Origin of the sequence: Streptomyces sp. NPDC021562, assembly GCF_040640875.1 — a bacterium.
GTDB lineage: Bacteria > Actinomycetota > Actinomycetes > Streptomycetales > Streptomycetaceae > Streptomyces.
Map to the genome: position 1 here is coordinate 92,366 of NZ_JBFACN010000028.1, position 16,848 is coordinate 109,213.

Consider the following 16,848-nt stretch of genomic DNA (forward strand, 5'->3'; position numbering starts at 1 on the left):
AACCGCTCCCAGCAGGAAGGGCGGTTTCCCGGTATGAGTTGTCCCAGCGGCGTACCCGGGGCTTCATCGTCCCGTTCCTGCCAGTGAGCGAGGTCGCCCACCCCGTGTATTTCGTCACCGCCTCGATCCCATTTCGTCTGGTGCCCGCCGTGGCTTGGGGGAAGTACTCAAGGCGATCGACGGCCATGATGTCGGCATGGACGACGTACCGCAGGAAACGCCCCCTGCCCGACCCGATACTGCAGCTCTCGGCGCGTCCGGCGAGACGCCGTCAGAAGTGCTGAGCCTCGCTGCTCCGCGTCGGCGCACCGTGGACGACCACATGTTCCGTGCGGGGCGCACGTCGTTTCGATTGCAGCTGTTCACGGCACCGGGGCAGCGGGCAGTGGCGGTGGCTATTCAAGCCGAGGGAGAGACCCCGAGCCTGACCAACGTGGCCGAGTCGTGTGCAGCAGCGGTGTGGCAGCAGCACTGCCCCGACCAGGGACTGCCGCCGGTGTGGATCGAGCGGCAGTTTCCGGGCGCGTTCGGTAGGGAGCCGGACTTTCGGTTGGTCACCTTCGGTGAGAACGAGCCGTACCAGGTGCGCCATCCGAGCTGGTGCACGATCAGCGCGGAGCAGATCGTGCACCTGGTCGGCGGTCCGGTCGCCGAAGACCGCGGCAAAGGTTACGTGCCGCCCGAGCCGGAACCGGAGCCGGACCTGCGGTTCGAGGCGATGGCGCTGTGGCGCCTGGCGAGGCCCCACCCGTTCCGCGAGGACTGTATGTCCGGCGGCACACCCTGGTGGCGACGCTGGACGAACCTGGTTTTCCCGCAGCATGGGGGGCGGTCCTGCTGCTGGTACCACTCTGGCGACTGGCATCGGGTCAACCACATGGCTCTCGCCGCCCTGTCGCGCGCGCAGCACGAGGGCGTGAAGGCGGAATGCATGGTCGACTACGCCCTTGAGTACGCCGCTGCGGCTGGCGCGAGTGAGTGGGAGCAGCAGGTGTTCCGGACGTTGTACTGCCTCGGCGACGCCATCCAGCCTTCCGGCGACGGCTACATCAGCAATGGCTTCATCAACGGCCAGCACCGCGTTCAGGCGATGCTGGATGCCGGAGTGCGCCGGACTGTGATCCTGCGCCATGTGTGGCCGGACAGCCCGGCCTACTGAGGACCTCTGCCGCCTCAAGCGGCGAGGAGGTCTCGGAGCTCCCGTACGGCACGCTCATGGTAGTGCTGGGCGGGGATTGCCTCGTACAGGTCCAGGGCGCGGCGGCGGACCAGGCCGGTGCGGAAGTCGGCGGGCAGCACCGTCAGGGCGGCGACCGTACGACGGCACGCCTCTTCGCTGTCGCCGTCGTGATGGGTGCAGGCGGCGCCGTCGATGGTCAGCAGGGTGCGCGTCATGGTGCTGGTCGGCGCGGACAGCTCCAGGGCGCGCTGCTGGCTCTCCTGGGCGCGGCCGGTGTCCCCGAGGGTGGTGTAGGCGTGGCTGAGGTGAACGTGGTGCTTCTGCTCGCCGTACGTCAGCCAGGTGTCCGACCGCTCGGACTCGGGGAGCCGGTTCATGAGGGCGTCGGCTGCGGTGAGCGCGGCGCGGGCCTGCTCACTCTGGTTGTTGAGGGCGTAGGCGCGGGCTGCGACGGCGGCTGCCAGAACCGCGGCGGCGGTCGGCCGGGTGCCGGCCGCCTGCCGGGCCTGGTCGGCGAGGTCTGCTGCCGCCTTCGGGGCGCCGTAGTTGAGCGGGACCATGGCCTCGCGGGCGAGGACCCACGCGTGCAGCTGGGGGTCGCCGGATTCGGCGGCGGCCCGGGCGGCGGTGGCGAACCAGGCGCGGGACTCCCGGCGGCTGCCCAGGTCGTGTAAGACGATCGCGGTCATCCCGGCCATCTGTCCGGCTGTCCGGCACAGCCGTGCCCGGACCGGCGCGGGCTGCGGGACGGTGAGGAGCGGACGCAGGGTCGTGAAGTCGGTGGCCAGGTCGGCCAGCACACGGGTGGGTGCCTGTCCGTGGTAGCCGTACCCGTAGCTCTCGGCTGCGGCCTCGAGGTCGGCCAGGTCCTGGGGGACGTTGGGGGAAAGGGTCTGGTCGACGTCGGTCCGGGCGGCGGTGAGCGCGTCGAGGGCCGGAGCGGTGAGGCCGGCGGCCAAGGCGCCGCGTAGAAGGTTGCGGCGCTTCATCGGATCTTCTCCATGGTCGGACTCCGTGCTGAGAACGGCGGTGTCCTCCCAGGGTTGCGCAGCAAGCCCCAGTAGGGCACCGGGAATGCGCAGTCCGCCGGCGATTCGCTCGACGGTCGCGAGGGCGGTGACGGATGTGGTGCCCCGGGCGATCTGGCTGACCCGCTCGGCTTTCAGCGCGCACGCTTCGGCGATCCGGTTGAAGGAGATCCCCACGTCGTGAGCCATGGCGAACACCGTGGTGAAGTCCCGCTCACGCAGGGCCCGGACGAACACCGGGTCGGCCAGCAGATGGCGCGGCACTTGGGCGGGTGACGGCGGTAAGTCGTCCACAAGTCCCCCAAGAAATCTCGTGGAATGACAGGGCGTCAGCCCAACGACCATACCCACCGTGGGGGCCCCATCACTGGGTTATCGCCCCCGTGGTTCGCGGCTGTACTGACGGTGTTCGCGGCCGCGGCTATCCAGGGCCCGGCCGCTCGATCAGGAGGAGGGTCCTCATGCAGAGTCCCGCCACGCCCCCGCCCGCCGCACCGTCGACGGGCGGCCTGGTCCGCTCCCGTCGGCTGATCGTCGCCGCCCGGGGCCGCAACGCCATCCCCTCCGACGGCGGCGGCACCGGCAAGAGCGACGGCAACGACTGACGATCGGGAGCCCTACGCGATGACGCACCTGTCCATCGCGGAGTGCCTGGGCGAGGACTTCCTTGCCCAGGCACTGCACCGCGAACACCGCCACGTACCCGGCGCCCTCGATGTCGCCGGACTGATGACCTGGGACGACCTCAACCACATCCTCGCCGCCCACCGCCTGGAGCCGCCGCGCATGCGGCTGTCCCGCGACGGCGAGACGCTGCTGGTCGGCGGCTACACCACACCGGTCGCCACCCGCCGCCACACGGTGTGGCACCGCCTGCACCCGGCCGAACTGCACGCCCGCCTGAAGGAGGGCGCCTCGCTCGCCCTGGACAGCGTCGATGAACTCCACCCGCCGATCGCCCGGCTCTGCGAAGCGATCGAGCGCGAGCTGCACACCCGCGTTCAAGCGAACCTCTACGCCTCCTGGAGCGCCACCGAGGGCTTCGGCGTGCACTGGGACGACCACGACACGGTCATCGTGCAGTTGGACGGCGCGAAGCGGTGGCGGATCTACGGCACCACCCGCCCGTACCCGCTCTACCGCGACATCGAGGACCCGGGCGAGGCGCCCACCGAGCCGGTCGCCGACCTGGTCCTGTGGCCGGGCGACGTTCTGTACGTGCCGCGCGGCGTTTGGCACGCGGTCTCCGCCGACCAGGGCACCCGCTCCCTGCACGTCACCTGCGGCCTGCAGACCCACACCGCGACCGACCTGATGACGTGGGTGTCCGAGCAGCTGCTCACGCACGAGGACTGGAGGCGCGACCTGCCGCTGCTCGCCGCGCCGGACGTCCAGGCCGACGCCGTGGACGGGATGCGCAAGCGGCTCGCCGAACTGCTGGACGACCCCACGCTGATCGCCCGCTACCGGGCCGCGATGGACGGACAGGCCGTGGGCCGGATGGTGCCGAGCCTGCCGTACATCGACACCGTCCCCGTCGACGGCGGTCTGCGGGTCCGGCTGACAACCGCCCGCGCGGTGCTGGAGGTCGGCGAGGACACGGTGACGCTGTCCGCCGCCGGGAGCACGTTCGAGTTCGCGCCCGAAGCGGAGGCGGTGCTGCGCCCGCTGGTCGACGGGCGGACCGTGGACCTGGCCTCGCTCGCCGACACGGCCGGCCTTGCGCTGGAGGACGTCGTCGGGCTGGTCCAGGAGCTCGTTGCCGGGCAGGTCGCGACGGTGGGGAGCCTGCTGTGACAGCGGAGCTCGCTCTGGGCACCTACCGGTGCCGGGCGATCCCGGAGGCGGCCGTCGGTGCGGCCGCCTCCGGCGTGCAGTGGATCGACACCGCCCCCAACTACGCCACCGGTCAGGCACAAACTCTCCTGGCCCCGGTCCTGGCTGCCCACCCGCACGTGCGCATCGCCACGAAGACCGGGTTCTTCACAGCGACTACCGGCGCTGACGCCGTGAACGACGGTGTCCTCAACCAGGACCATGCCGCCGCCGGGCACAGCCTCGCCCCCAACTACGTGCGCTGGCAGATCCGCCGCAACCGCGCCCAGCTCGGGCGCGAGCGGCTGGACCTGGTCCTGCTGCACAACCCCGAGCGCGCTCACCCCGGCGACCGCCCCGCCCTGCACCGCGCGATCCGCGAGGCCTTCGCCGTCCTGGAGGAAGCCGTGGCGGCCGGGCACGTGACCGGGTACGGCATCGCCACGTGGGCGGGCCTAGAAGAGGAGGCGTTCACGGTGGAGGAACTGCTCGCCCTGGCCGGTGAAGTCGCCGGGGGACAGCAGAGCCACCACCTGGTCGCGCTGCAGATGCCGGTCAGCCTGGTGATGATGACGCCGATCGTGCAGGCCCTGGACGGCCGGGGCCCGCTCCCGGCCGCCGCCGGCGCGGGCCTGCGGGTGATGGCGTCGGCTCCGCTGCACGGTGGGGAGCTTCCCGGCATGGTCGACCAAGAGCTGGCCGACCTCATCCGGCCGGGCCTGACCCCCGCACAGGCGTGCGTCCTCGCGGCCGCGTCATGCCCAGGAGTGACGGACGTCCTTTTGGCCGCCGCCGGTGCGCCACACTGGAGGGAGGCGGCCGACGCCGTCGCTCAACCCTCCCTGACCGCCGCCCAGTTGCGGGAGATCACTGGTGTACTCGCCTCCTCCTGACCCGGACACCGAGCGCCGTATGCGCGCCCACCACGTCCGAGCCGCGCAGGCCCTGGACGTACGAGTCGAGCCGGGCGGGGAGTTCTGGGGTTGGGCCGGGCGCACCCTGGGTGCCCCGGCCCGCACCGCCTCCGGGCAATCAGTGTGGCTGCGGCTGGTGTCGGCTCCGGAAGACAAGGCGTCGGGGAAGCTGTGGGACGGCGCCTTGGACGCGCAGCACGCCTTCGGCGACCTTGACGGGCACCGGCCTGCACTCCTGGGGGTACACGATGCTTTCGACGACGGCACTGCCTACCGGGCGGAGCTGTCGGCCCGCGTCGATGAGCCGGTCCTGTCCGACGACCCGATCCTGCGCCAGGACCTGGACCTGCCCGACTCCTGGTGGGAAATGCTCGCCGGGACGCTGGAGAAGCTCTCGGCTACCGGCACCGACCGCGTCGCCGTGCGCGAGCAGTACATGAACCGCGCCATCCCCGAGTTCGTGGGCATCCCGGCCCCGGCCGGGACCTGCTGGACCACAGCCCACGCCGACCTGCACTGGGCGAACCTCACTGCATCACCCCTGCGGCTGCTCGACTGGGAAGGATGGGGCCAAGCCCCCCAGGGCTTCGACTGCGCCACTCTCTACGCCTACACACTGCTCCAGCCGAACGTCGCCGCCCGCGTCCGCGCCGCCTTCCCCGTTCTGGGCAGCCCGGCCGGTCTCGCCGCCGAAGCGACCGTGTGCGCCCAACTGCTCCAGACCGTTAGCCGCGGCGACAATCTCGTCCTCGAGGACCGGCTCCGGGACTGGTCCGAGGACCTTCGCCGCCGACAGCCCTAAGCTGCCAATATGGCCGACACCGCACGACCGCTCCATATGCGGCAGGTTCGAGAGTATCTGCGGAACAGGTACCGCTCGATCCTCGATACGAGTGACGTCGCGACTCGGCATGAGGCGCAACGGGAGATCATCTTCTACCACCGTGCCCTGGCTGCTGAGACGGCTCGCATCCTCTCCGGCTGTGATGCCGAGGAGGCGGCTGCAGCCGTCGTGGACGGCGCAGGCGACCAGGGCATCGACGCAGTGATCATCTCGCCGAGCGGCAGCGATATCTGGTTCGTTCAAGCCAAATGGAGCGATACGGCCCGGGCCCAGATCCGCGAGAGCGATGCACTCAAGATGCTGTATGGCCTGAGACAGCTTGCCGACCGCCAATACGACGGTTTCAACTCCCGCATACGAGCCCTGAGTTCACGCATCGACAGTGCCCTCAGTTCGCCGCAGTGCCGGGTGAACCTGGCGCTGGCGCTGGCGACAGGTGACGGGCGACTGACTCAGCAGGCGGAAGAGCGAGTTGTCCAGGCCAAGGGAGCGTTCGGCTTCAAGGACCGCGCCCCGCTGACAGTGCGCACCTTGGGGCTGGCCGACTTCTACTCCGCCGCACGGGCCGCTGCTGCGCCGCTTACGCTGCGTGCTTGGGAGAATGGGTGGGCGCGCATGGCTGATCCGATTTGGACCGTTGCGCCGGACGATTCGGGTTCGGTCGTGCTTCGGGGATACGAGTACCAGGTTCATGTGGCTGCGCAGGCCATCCTGGAGATAGTCGCTGGCGAGCCGGTGCACGTGATCTGCGAGCACGATGCGGACATCATCGTTGTCCGCAGTGACGAGGGACAGGCTGATGGCCGTCCCTTCTGGGATTTTCAGCAGATTAAGACGCGGGCCGCTACCACGCCCTGGGCGCTCACAGACGTTCTCGCCAGGGGCCCGTTGAAGGGCCTATGGCGTACGTATGGAGCGGTGAAGGAGCAGGGGCTCTCCTACGGGCTCACAGCTGGTTTGGAAGGCTACCTCGATCCCGCCGACGCTTCCCTTATTGCTCTCGCACACGGGGAAGGGGCCGATGACGCGCGGTGCTTGCAGCGAGTGGCAGACCGCCTGAAGGCTGAGGTAGACGAGGTCTCTGCCTTCCTTGGCCTGATCAGTATCCGGGAACTGCCCAGGCACGACGACATCGAGTTGCGTAACATCGCATTTCTCCACGAGCTGGGTCCGTCTTTGACTGGGGCGGAGATTACCGGTCTGTACACCGAACTCATGCGCCGTACCCGGGAGGCAATGCAGGGTCTGGGTCCTGGGCGGGCTGAGCAGGTAGCGGTGCTGGGCCTGCCCACCAGCATGCAGGGGAAGTACATCGGGCCCAGCACTGTTGCTGACCTTCAACAGCGCTTGCTGGGCCCTGACCACGTGTTGCTGACCGATGTCTCGCAGCGTCTCAGCGGAGTTGGGACAGCGGAGAGCAGAGCCCTCTGTGGCGCGGCGCCGTACGAGGCGCGTGGTGTGCGCGGGGACTACGCCTGTGAGAAGTTCCCCTTCCATCGCCAGGAAGACGGCATGGCTGACGTCTTCGATGCGATCCACAAGCCGACCGATATACCCGTCGTCTTGAAGCAGTTGCGTGGCAAGTACCCGCCCCTTCCCAAGCGAGCCCGGATGGCTCGTGAGATTGAGGTTGGCCGCATCCTGAGCGAGCACCGGAACGCAATGCCGGTCTGGGACGCCGGTGCCGACGGCAAGTGGTTCGTCATGCCCAAGGCGCAGGCTGTCGCAACGGAATGCCTTGATGACCTCAGAGACCCGGCCGTACTGCGGGGTCTGGTGGAGAGCCTGTGCTCGGTATTGGCCGCTGCACATGGCATCCAGGCTCCAGGCTCCCCTCACGGGTGGGTGCACAGAGATATCAAGCCGTCCAACGTGCTTCGGCTTGACGGTCGATGGGTTCTGGCCGACTGGGGCATTGCGCGCCGTCCTCCTGGCCAGACCACTCACCCGCAGCGCACCAGGGTCGGAGTGAGCATGGGCTCGGAGGGCTTCGCCGCCCCCGAGCTGAGCATCGACGCCCACAGCGCCGGTCCGCCGGCTGACGTCTACAGCCTGGGGCAACTGATCGGCTGGGCGGTTACCGGCAGGAACCCGCAGCAGAATATTCCTCTCATACCAGACTCCGGGCCGTGGCGCGCGGTCGTCCGGGAGGCGACGCGCACGGACCCCAGGAGACGGCCGGCAACGGTGCAAGCGTTCCTCGACCTCATCGCCCAGGAGATCGACACACCTCCTGTGCCGCCCGTAGTACAGGCCGAAACACTCCGTGATTCTCTGAAGGCTGGAGCAGCGAATGCGGCAGAGGAATTGGTGGCCCTGGCCGCTGCTCATCCCGACGACGCTGCCCTGTACTGCGACGTACTCCTGAACATCGACCCCGAGGCGCTCATACCGGCGTTGATGGCGGACCCTCCTCGAGCACTCGAGGTCGTCCGGGCAATGCCCGAGCTCCTGGGCACGCACCGGTCAACGGAGCGCGGCGAAGTCGACGCCGTCATCCTGTGGCTGTTCACCGTCGCACACCACGCCGCCGATGCAGCCCAGCTGGACCTGCTGGAGGAAAGCTGCAACGGCGCGTTCGCCTGGGACGCGTTGTGGGACCAGTGGACGCCGCAGGACAAGATCAGGCCCTGGCTGCGCACCCTGACAGGAGATGCCGCCGGATCGGTCGCCGGAGCTCTGCGCGATCATCCCGACTGCGCACGCCACTTCTCCTCCCTGGCGAACGAACTCCGAGTCGATCACCGGATCCGCTCGGCTGTCTCACCACCTTCGCCAGGTTCGACCGGAACCGCCGGCTCAACGTAAAAGGCGGCTACGCCTGGTATTCGTCTTCGGTGCGTGCGGTGTGGCTGGGGCCGGGGTGGGCGACGCCGGGGACCATGGGGCGGGTGTAGTAGTCGAGTTTGATGGTGCTGAAGGCGTCGTCCGGCAAGGGAGCGGTGTCGTTGTCGGCGATGATGAGCTGGAGGCGTGAGCCGTATGCGTCGGTCAGGGCTTTGAAACGGCGGTAGATGCGCCGGCCTCGTTCCTGGTCGTCGGGGTTGCTGCCGAGCGCTTTGCGGGGGGTGTCGATGATGAGGATCGACGGCACGAGGACATCGGGGTGGGTCAGACCGCATTCCAGGAGCGCGAGGTGGTAAGCGATGTTGACGCCGGCCTGGATACTGCCGCCTGAAGCCTGGAGTTTTTCGAAGGGTGTGTTGTCGACCACCGGCAGGTAGGTTGCCGGGTCGATGACGGCCGACTGCTCCCAGGGCACGTTCAGCTCTACGAGGGTCGTGGTGAAAAGACGGCTCAGGTCACTGACGAGGGTTCGTCTGGCATCGCTTTCTGCCTTGCGTGTTTTGAGCTCGGCGTTGGCGGCTTTGCGCCGCGCGGTGATGTCCTTGGCGGCTTGAGCGATGGACCGTACGCGCGCCCACGACTCGCGCAGGTGAAGGACGGCGTCGATCGCCGCGTTGAGGGCGGCTACGCGAGCGCTGGAGTCCGCGATGGCGTCGAACCGCGGGGCGACGACGTCGCGTGTCTGTGCATCGAGCTGTCGGCGTAGGTTGGTGGCGAGGAACTCGGCCTCAGAGGATCGGTCACGGGCCCTGCGCAGGACCTCGCTGTCTGCTTGCATCAGCTCGCGCGCGTCCTGCAGTTGCTGCTCCAGCGCGCTGCGCGCCTCCCGGACGGCTGCCGGGTCCGCGTCGTCATCGACGGGATCGGTTTGGAGGCAGACGACGCAGTGATCTTCCGGGACAGTCCGGGCTTCGAGACGTTGCGCGCAGCGCGGGCAGACCACGAAGCTGAAGGGGGAGAGCTGGTCGATCGCGGTTGCGGAGCGTTCTAGGCGCCGCAGGTCGAGTTCGACCTGGGCGACGACGGACTCACGAGCCTCGACCAGTTCCCGGGCGGCGAGCATCTCCTGTGTGGCAGCCGTCGCCGCCTGGACGGCCGCTCGCAGGTCTCCGCGTAGGACGGCGTCCGCGGCACTGGTCTCGGAGACCTCGGTCCGCAGTGTGCGCAGGGTGGTCTCGGCGTTGTGCAGCATGTCGCGCAGCCCGGCCAGCTCGGTGCGCAATTCGTCATCGGTCCGGGGATCCGTGGCCCGCAGGAAGGCGCCGACGTTCTCCTCCTCGGCTTCCTTCTTCCGCAGGTCCGTGGTGAGCTGGTTCACCTGCCTCTCCAGTTCCATGACGGCCGAGGTTGTGAGACCGAGCATGAGCTCGAAGAGCGTCTTGCGCTGCTTCTTGAAGTTGTTGTCGCGGTGTCCGACTACCTGGAAATCCAGTTCGCTGGCTTCCAGGTAGACGTAGCGGAAGAGGTTGGTGAAGGTGAGGTTGAGGGTCGTGGCCTTGCCGTTGCGAGTGGTGGGGATCTTCTCGCGCGGAAAGCCCAGAGCGTTCAGGAGAACGTCCGAGAGGCTCACCTGCCCCTCCTCGGCCCGGGTGCCGAGAGTGTGCTGGAGCGCCATCGTCTCGGGATCGAGGACGTCGACACGGTCGGAGCGATCGCCGCTGATCGTCCGCTTGAGGATCATGTGCTGCTCGCCGACCACGACGGAGGCCAGTACCGAATGGACGTGATCGCGTACTGCGGGCGTCAGGACGGCGGTGCCCCCGACCGCGTGTTTGAGCAGCATGAGAAGGCTGGACTTGCCCGCACCGCTGGGGCCGCTGATGACGGTGGCCGGCTGATCGAAGCGGTACGTCGTCTCCGCGGTGGCGGTGGTGACGGTCAGAGCGAGAAATCGGAGGTGGGTGGCCATCAGATTTCCGTTCGCAAGGGCCTGTCCACCGCGTCGGGCAGGCGATCATAGATGAGGGTCTTCAAAGCCGATCCCGACTTGTCGAAGTGCTTCTTCAGCAGGGCGATGCGCTGAGCCACTACCGCCCACTCGTCGGTCTGCGCCAGCATCGACGCGGCCATCGCTCCGTCCGCGGTGACACGGAATTCCGCGCGTGCTGACCCGCTGTAGGTGATGAGCCCGCGGCCGGCCAGGGAGCCGAGGACGCTGTAGTACCTCTGGTCCCAGGGCCCGTACTTGTACCGCGTCATCCGGCTTTCCACCGCCAGACGCTCTGAGGGCGTGGGCTCCGCCCCCGCCGGCCAGCTTCCTCCCTGCTCGATGAGCAGACGCTCCAGCATCGTCGGGTAGCGCAGGAGGAAGTCCAGCTTGGCCAGCTTCGTCAGGCCGTCCAGAGACCTCTTCGCCGTGGTGAACCGCTCGATCAGCAGAAGAACTCGGGCCTCGTGGTAGCGCGCTTCCCTCCGCTCATCACCCCGGGCCTGACGCCGGATCTCTGCAGCCGCGGCCAGGCGCTCGGCACCGTTCGTCACGATGCTTCCCCAGTTGAGACGTCGAAGGGAGCGGAGAAGTAGAAGTGGCACTCGTCGCAGAGCTGATACGCCAGACCCCGAAGGTGAAGCTTGTTGATCTTAAAAGGCAAGGTCGTGTCGATGACCTCAGGGGTGAGGCGCTGCCTGATGAGCTGATTCATCCGCTGCCCGTAGGCAGCCCCGTCAATGACCTCGCTCTGCGCGTGCGCCCGGCAGTCGAAGACGGTGTCCACGACCTCCAAGCGCAGGTTCTCCAGGTCCATGGCGTCCCCTGCCAGCCCGGAACGGCGCTGTGACCAAGTCACGTACCAGGCCGAGCGGAGCTCCTCGGCGTAGGTGGCCTCGTCAGAAGGCACCTGGCCCTGCGCCAGCTTCTTACGCAGTGCTGCCCCTCCAGGGGCGATTGTGGGTGCCTGGCCGCGGGTGTACGTCGGCACAGTCGCTTGGCGATAGACGAACTCGTCCAAAATCGTTTGGCGGTAGAGCGTACGGCTCGCGACACGTCGCAGAATCTGGGTGTCGTAACGCACTCGACTTGAGTCGGCGACGTAGGCGGCCAGCTGCCCCTGCTCGCCCTCGCTTCGGTTGGCCTGCTCGACCCGTTCGACGATCCGTCTGTAGCTGGCGTTCACGTCGACGTGATCGAGCTGCAGGCTTTCGATGGCTGGCTCAAGCAGTCGCCGAATGTTGATGTCTGTGATGTGCCGATGGGACGGCACGTCTTTGTAGTCGATCTCCAGCACTGCCATGAAGGCGGCCACCTGCTCGATGAACTCCTGCGGGGCAGCGATGTCACCGACCTTGCGCAGTTCCGGCAGCACTTCAGGGATGCTGTCGTAGGGCTGCTTCCAGCGAACCTTCAGCAGGTGCTGCGACAGGCTCTTGGCCATGGTGCCCCTACCGACCGCGAGCTCCGGGTCTGGACCGCACATACGGGCAAGCGCGGAAGCGTTGTCTTTCGCGGGACTGAGGGGCGCATTCGTAGTCAGGCGAAGCCGCACGTTGCTCGCGCGCCCGCAGGCAGACCACCGGTCAAACAGATGGGCTATCCCGCCGTCCTTGCAGAGATCCGCGAGTGTCCACTGCGTGCGGCTGCTGTGCTTGACCGACACCAGCTCCACCTCGCCGTTCGTGAACGCGATGACGAAGTCCTCATGCCACTCGCATACGACGTAGTCGATGACATCCTGGGTGAGCATGGCCAGACAAGCCTGAGCTGCCACCTCGGCCTGATACCGATACAAGCCGAGGGTCTCGGATCCACTGTCCTCGCCAGGGCGAAGCTGAAAAATCGGGTGAACGAAGGGCTCGGGATCACCCACCGAGTCCGCCAACACATCGACCACGCCCACCCCCACTACCGACCTCTGAGTCAGTCATGCTCCGACCGGACGATCCGAAGATCCACAGATCTACCACAGCTTTATGCTGTGCGTAACCGAACAATCACAAAGGATTGGTGGGCCCAATCCGAGGGAGGGCCTGGCCGTGGCTTGGGATCTGTTACGCCCATTCGACGCCCAACTTCCGGAGCGCGACGAGCTGTTCTTCGGTGAGCTTGTCCCGCCTGGCCTTGGTGTTGCTGTACCAGATGCCAAGCTTGGTTTCGGTCCCGTCGGGCAAGTTCTCCACCGCCTTCCGCGGTACAGGCCGGTGGGCGCCTTCCCGTTCGGCCCACTGTGCGAGGGCCGTGAGGCCCCGCTGGAACGCCTGCTGAGCCTTGTTCGGGCCTTTCGTCGCATGCCTAGTCACCGGAGCCGCGGGCGGCGCCTCGAGCGGCTTGATGCCCAGCGTGGTCAGCCGTTCCTGCTGCTCGGTTGACAGCAGCTTCCAGATGCCTGGCTTGCGCTGTTGTTGGAGCCATCGTCCGATGTCATCGCCGTCCATGAGTACGCCGGGTGCGATGTCGGGCAGGACGCCATCGGGTTCATCGGCGGCGAGGTCGGCGAGGACGCGGTAGTGGCGTTGCCAGTCCAGTGGCCATGGGCAGTTCCAGTCCGGGTCGATCGCGGCCAGCTGTCCTGCGCGCGCGGCGGCCCGTTCCGGGTCCTTGCCCAGGCCGCCCTTGCGGCGCAGGTTCGCGACCAGCTGGCCGACGGCCACGGTTCCGCCGCCAGCGGGGTCGTCCCAGACGGCGTCCTGGCGAGGCGCGAGGTGCCCGGTGGCCCGCCGGAAGGACCGCAGCGCGGCGAGCTTGTTCTCCCAGGCTTCCTCGCCGGGCTCCCAGACCATCCCGGCCTCGTCGAGGAGTTCCTTGCGGTGGGGGTCGAGTTCTCCGGCGCGCAGCGCCTTGCGCTGTTGGTGCACCCACCTCCCCAGGGGAAAGTCCTTCGTCGTCCCGACCTCGGTCTCGGTGTCGTAGGGGATGGCGTGCAGGCCGGTGATCTCGTTCTCCTTCCGCCACCGGATGAGGGCCTGGTAGCCCTCCAGCCAGACCAGGGACTGAGGGCGGATGACGCGGCAGCGGGTCAGGGCGGCGATGTCGGCGGCGTCGCGGGGCTGGGCGAAGTTGACCACGATCGAGGTGACCCGGTCGGCCTCCTGCTGCGCCTCGCTCGTCTCCTCACCGTCACCGCCGTCGGTTCCCGCTGCGGGGGCGGGGCGGACGTGGAGGCGTCGGTGCTCGGTGCCGCGGGTCAGGGCTCGGGAAGCGAGCTGGTCGACCATGCGCTCCGAGTGACTGCGCAGCGCCTGGAGGATGTCGACCAAGGGCTGGTAGCTGGCGGAGGCGACCATGTCCTTGGGGTCCTCCCCGGGCTGCAGGAAGATCGGGATGATGATCCGCGCCGTCTTCACCGTGCCGTCCGGATTCGGGCGCAGTGCCCGCCCGATGTTCTGGACGATGTCGACCTGGGAACTGCGTGAGCCGACGATGCACACCGCTTCCACACCGCGCAGTCCGGTGATGTCGACGCCGACCCCGAGGGCTCGTACCGAGGCGAGGAACGCCCGGTGTACGCGCCGGTTCTCGGCGTTGATGCCGTTGGCGAACCGGTGGATCACCTCGCGCCGGTGGGCGATGGGGTGGTCGCCGCACAGCCAGCCGGCCCAGACCCGGTCCGGGGGTACGTGGCGGCCGTCCTCGAGCTCGTACAGCTCGGCCTCGATGGAGGAGGCGGGTAGTTCCTCAGCGTCGGCCAGGGCGGCGTCTGAGGCTTCGGTGGCGTACAGCTCCACAGCGGTTGCCGGCATCTGCTCGGCGAACGCGCGGGCTTCCTCGACCCGCTGGTGGAAGGTCATGACGGTGTGCAGGTTCATCTGCGCCGCGTGCTCCAGCAGCGCGGCCTGGAGCAGCGCGAGGCGCCGGCCGCGCAGCTCATCCTCCGACAGCCCCAGGACCGGGTCGGGGTCCCGGATCTCCAGTACATCGATCTCGAACCCGGCGAGGATCGAGCGTTCCACAGCTTCCGCCAGCCCGAGGTCGAAGATCCTGGTGCCGTAGGTGGCGCTGTCGTCCTGCATCGATGCGATCACCAGCTCCCGGCCGTCCCGGCCGCGCTGCGGGCTGGGCGCGGCGAGGATGCGCGGGGTGGCGGTCAAGTAGAGCCGGAAGTCGATGGGAATGCGGACGTTGTCGTGGATCGCCGCCCATGGCCGGCCCATGTCCCCGGCCGTCATGTGCGCCTCATCCACAATCGCCAGGTCGAACGGGGCCATCTGCTGACCGTAGAGCCGCTCCCCGCCCGCCAGAGCGGCCTCCAGCGGCCCGCGCACCGTTCGCTGGCCCGAAGGGTCTTCCGGGTCCTCGCGGTCCACGAGGGAGGCGTACGTGGCGAACACGACCACCGGCCCCTTCCCGGCCCACAGGGCCAGCTGGATCGGGTTGGTGGTGGTGCGCACCCCCAGCTCATTCAGTACCGCGTCGTTCTCGAGCGAGCACACCGCCACCATGGGGGAGCGGTGCCCCACAGCCCGCCACGCCTGGGCGGTTTGCACGAGCAGGTCCAGGGTCGGCACGGTGACGAGGATCCGGCCGCTGGGGAAGCACTCCAGCGCGCACGCGGCGGCGGTGATGGTCTTGCCCGATCCGGTCGCGGACACGATCGTGCCACGCGCCCCCTCCGGCGGCACAGATGATCTTGCAGGGAATCCGACCCATTTTCGGAACCGTGATTTCTGTTCCACCTGGTGTTCTCGGAGCTGGATCAAAAGAGTTCTCCCGGCTCGGGAAGGATTTGTGTGACGGAAGCGATGCGGTATCCGCCGCGTTGGTCGAGGCCACCGTCTCTTCCGTGGATGGCCCAGGCTCTCGCGGCCGCTTCACCCGGTGATGCCGCCATCAGATGGACGACGAGGGCAGGCATGTCCGGGCCGGAGCTGCCGACGGTGGGCCGGGCATCGATCCGGTAGACGCGGTGCCGCCGGATTTCCACAGCCGCGCCACCTGACCGCTCGGCCTCGTCCACGTCTGTCATCAACCGCTGCAGACGCTGCTCTTCGTAGCGGATGGCACGCGAGTCACGGGACGGCACATACGAGGCCATCCGCTCCTTCTCCATGAGCTGGGCGATCCGTTCCCACTGCAGCTGCCGCAGCTCCGCGATGAACAGCTCACTCAAGTGATGCACTTCCACCGGGAGCATCCGCGCCCGCCCGGCACGCTCCTGCGCAAGGCGTACCTGCGTCGCCACCCGACGGTCATCGAGTCCAGTTGCTCTCGAAACAACACCGAGTCGGGCAAGCTCATGCGGAAGGTACTCGTAGATCAACACACGCCCAGCTTCCTACCGGGTGTCCCTGAATTACGCCAATGCTACATGCTGCATCAATCGAGGTGCAGACGTGCAAGACTCCCCGAAAGCCTCCTGCACGAGATTCCGTCGGCCCTGATGATCGTGGCGCATCGGGGTACACGGCCCCGCATGGCACCGAAGACCGAACGCATCCAGTTCCTGCGGGCCGTGCGACAGCTGCACCGCGTCCGCTCCTTCTACGCAGCAGGCGTCCTGCTGTGGGCGGCATCCTCTGCCTGGACCGGCTGGCAGGCGCCCGGCAGCCGGCAGATGTGGGTATCCGTCCTCCTCCTGGCCGTCTTCACCGGTCTCCTTGCCACCGCGGGCCTGTCCGTGCGGCGTCTCGCCGTCCCCCCGACAGGCCGGCCCGCGCATCACGCCGCCTCGCACAAGGCAGCAAGCCCCCGCCGCGCCCATGCCTGAGAAGCCGTCAGCCCATGCCCGCACGGGCTGACCACTTTCGGAGGTGCCGCCCACGTCTGTGGGGGCGGGGGCCGGGCATACGGGCTTCACTTCCTATGAGAGGGGTTTGTAATGCTCGGCATAGTCGCGGCAGTGCTGTTCTTCATCGCGTTCCTCATCAACGCGGCTGAGATCAGCACCAATCACACGTTCTCGTCAGTCAACGTGATGCTCCTGGGGCTGACCGCGCCGGCCCTGCACGTTGCGGGAATCGGTAGTACTTGGTCCCGTAGACGCTGACCCGGCGCCAAGCCCCCAGAACCTGCAGAGGACAGCCGCACCCCGTGCTGCTGCTCGGGCCGTAGGCCCGTTGGGTCGGCCCCGCGCAGCGGGGTCGGCCTTTGTGGCGCGAAGCGCCACACGGTGACCGGAGCGCAGCGAAGGCACCGCGTGGGGGCGTAGCCCCCATCGCTCCGGGAGCGCAGCGGACGGAGCGTCACCCGCCCTGCGCAGCAGGGCGGGTGAGCTGACCGCGCAGCGGTCAGCCAGCGCTCCCGCGGAGCGGGAGCGCAACACCCGCGCGCAGCGCGCGCGGGTGTTCGCT

General features: G+C 68.1%; 14 protein-coding genes. 8 read left to right on the top strand and 6 right to left on the bottom strand.

Annotated elements, in window-relative coordinates; all coding sequences use genetic code 11:
* Nucleotides 1-196: 196 nt before the first annotated feature.
* On the top strand, nt 197-1,159 hold the full coding sequence (locus AB0G52_RS33385) for a hypothetical protein (protein ID WP_361341659.1): 963 nt from the start codon (nt 197-199) through the stop codon (nt 1,157-1,159).
* A gap of 14 nt (nt 1,160-1,173) precedes the next feature.
* On the opposite strand, the gene AB0G52_RS33390 is transcribed toward AB0G52_RS33385, so the two are convergent.
* Nucleotides 1,174-2,502, bottom strand: a complete 1,329-nt coding sequence (locus AB0G52_RS33390) for a hypothetical protein (protein ID WP_361341662.1) — start codon at nt 2,500-2,502, stop codon at nt 1,174-1,176.
* 167 nt (nt 2,503-2,669) lie between these two features.
* On the opposite strand from AB0G52_RS33390, the gene AB0G52_RS33395 reads away from it, so the two are divergent.
* From AB0G52_RS33395 to AB0G52_RS33415, 5 genes are read left to right on the top strand one after another with little or no spacing between them, the layout of a single operon-like run.
* Complete coding sequence (locus AB0G52_RS33395) at nt 2,670-2,813, top strand: hypothetical protein (RefSeq protein WP_194280365.1); 144 nt, start codon at nt 2,670-2,672, stop codon at nt 2,811-2,813.
* 19 nt (nt 2,814-2,832) lie between these two features.
* Nucleotides 2,833-4,005 (top strand): cupin domain-containing protein, encoded by a 1,173-nt coding sequence (locus AB0G52_RS33400; protein WP_361341666.1) that lies wholly within the window; start codon nt 2,833-2,835, stop codon nt 4,003-4,005.
* Nucleotides 4,002-4,916, top strand: a complete 915-nt coding sequence (locus tag AB0G52_RS33405; RefSeq protein WP_361341669.1) for an aldo/keto reductase — start codon at nt 4,002-4,004, stop codon at nt 4,914-4,916. Before AB0G52_RS33400 ends, AB0G52_RS33405 begins: the two co-directional genes overlap by 4 nt.
* Complete coding sequence (locus tag AB0G52_RS33410) at nt 4,897-5,739, top strand: hypothetical protein (RefSeq protein WP_361341672.1); 843 nt, start codon at nt 4,897-4,899, stop codon at nt 5,737-5,739. The genes AB0G52_RS33405 and AB0G52_RS33410 overlap by 20 nt, the downstream gene beginning before the upstream one ends.
* Before the next feature lie 9 nt (nt 5,740-5,748).
* Nucleotides 5,749-8,589, top strand: coding sequence for a dsDNA nuclease domain-containing protein (locus tag AB0G52_RS33415; RefSeq protein ID WP_361341674.1), 2,841 nt, complete (start codon nt 5,749-5,751; stop codon nt 8,587-8,589).
* A gap of 7 nt (nt 8,590-8,596) precedes the next feature.
* Here the strand turns inward: AB0G52_RS33415 and AB0G52_RS33420 are convergent, their stop codons facing one another.
* The 5 genes from AB0G52_RS33420 to AB0G52_RS33440 all read right to left on the bottom strand — a co-directional run bounded on the left by AB0G52_RS33420 (nt 8,597) and on the right by AB0G52_RS33440 (nt 15,821).
* Nucleotides 8,597-10,537: a hypothetical protein gene (locus tag AB0G52_RS33420; protein ID WP_361341677.1), complete on the bottom strand. Its 1,941-nt coding sequence runs from the start codon at nt 10,535-10,537 to the stop codon at nt 8,597-8,599.
* Complete coding sequence (locus tag AB0G52_RS33425) at nt 10,537-11,109, bottom strand: hypothetical protein (RefSeq protein ID WP_361341680.1); 573 nt, start codon at nt 11,107-11,109, stop codon at nt 10,537-10,539. Before AB0G52_RS33425 ends, AB0G52_RS33420 begins: the two co-directional genes overlap by 1 nt.
* A complete protein-coding gene (locus AB0G52_RS33430) occupies nt 11,106-12,455 on the bottom strand; it encodes a dsDNA nuclease domain-containing protein (protein WP_361341682.1) in 1,350 nt (449 codons plus the stop codon). The genes AB0G52_RS33425 and AB0G52_RS33430 overlap by 4 nt, the downstream gene beginning before the upstream one ends.
* Before the next feature lie 157 nt (nt 12,456-12,612).
* Nucleotides 12,613-15,258 carry a Helicase associated domain protein gene (locus tag AB0G52_RS33435; protein WP_361341684.1) on the bottom strand — a complete coding sequence of 882 codons (2,646 nt, stop codon included), beginning with the start codon at nt 15,256-15,258 and terminating at the stop codon, nt 12,613-12,615.
* Nucleotides 15,255-15,821, bottom strand: coding sequence for a hypothetical protein (locus AB0G52_RS33440; RefSeq protein ID WP_361341686.1), 567 nt, complete (start codon nt 15,819-15,821; stop codon nt 15,255-15,257). Before AB0G52_RS33440 ends, AB0G52_RS33435 begins: the two co-directional genes overlap by 4 nt.
* A gap of 150 nt (nt 15,822-15,971) precedes the next feature.
* Here AB0G52_RS33440 and AB0G52_RS33445 point away from each other — a divergent pair, with 150 nt between their 5' ends.
* On the top strand, nt 15,972-16,265 hold the full coding sequence (locus AB0G52_RS33445; RefSeq protein ID WP_352367418.1) for a hypothetical protein: 294 nt from the start codon (nt 15,972-15,974) through the stop codon (nt 16,263-16,265).
* A gap of 132 nt (nt 16,266-16,397) precedes the next feature.
* Nucleotides 16,398-16,544 carry a hypothetical protein gene (locus AB0G52_RS33450; protein ID WP_361341706.1) on the top strand — a complete coding sequence of 49 codons (147 nt, stop codon included), beginning with the start codon at nt 16,398-16,400 and terminating at the stop codon, nt 16,542-16,544.
* Nucleotides 16,545-16,848 lie beyond the last annotated feature (304 nt).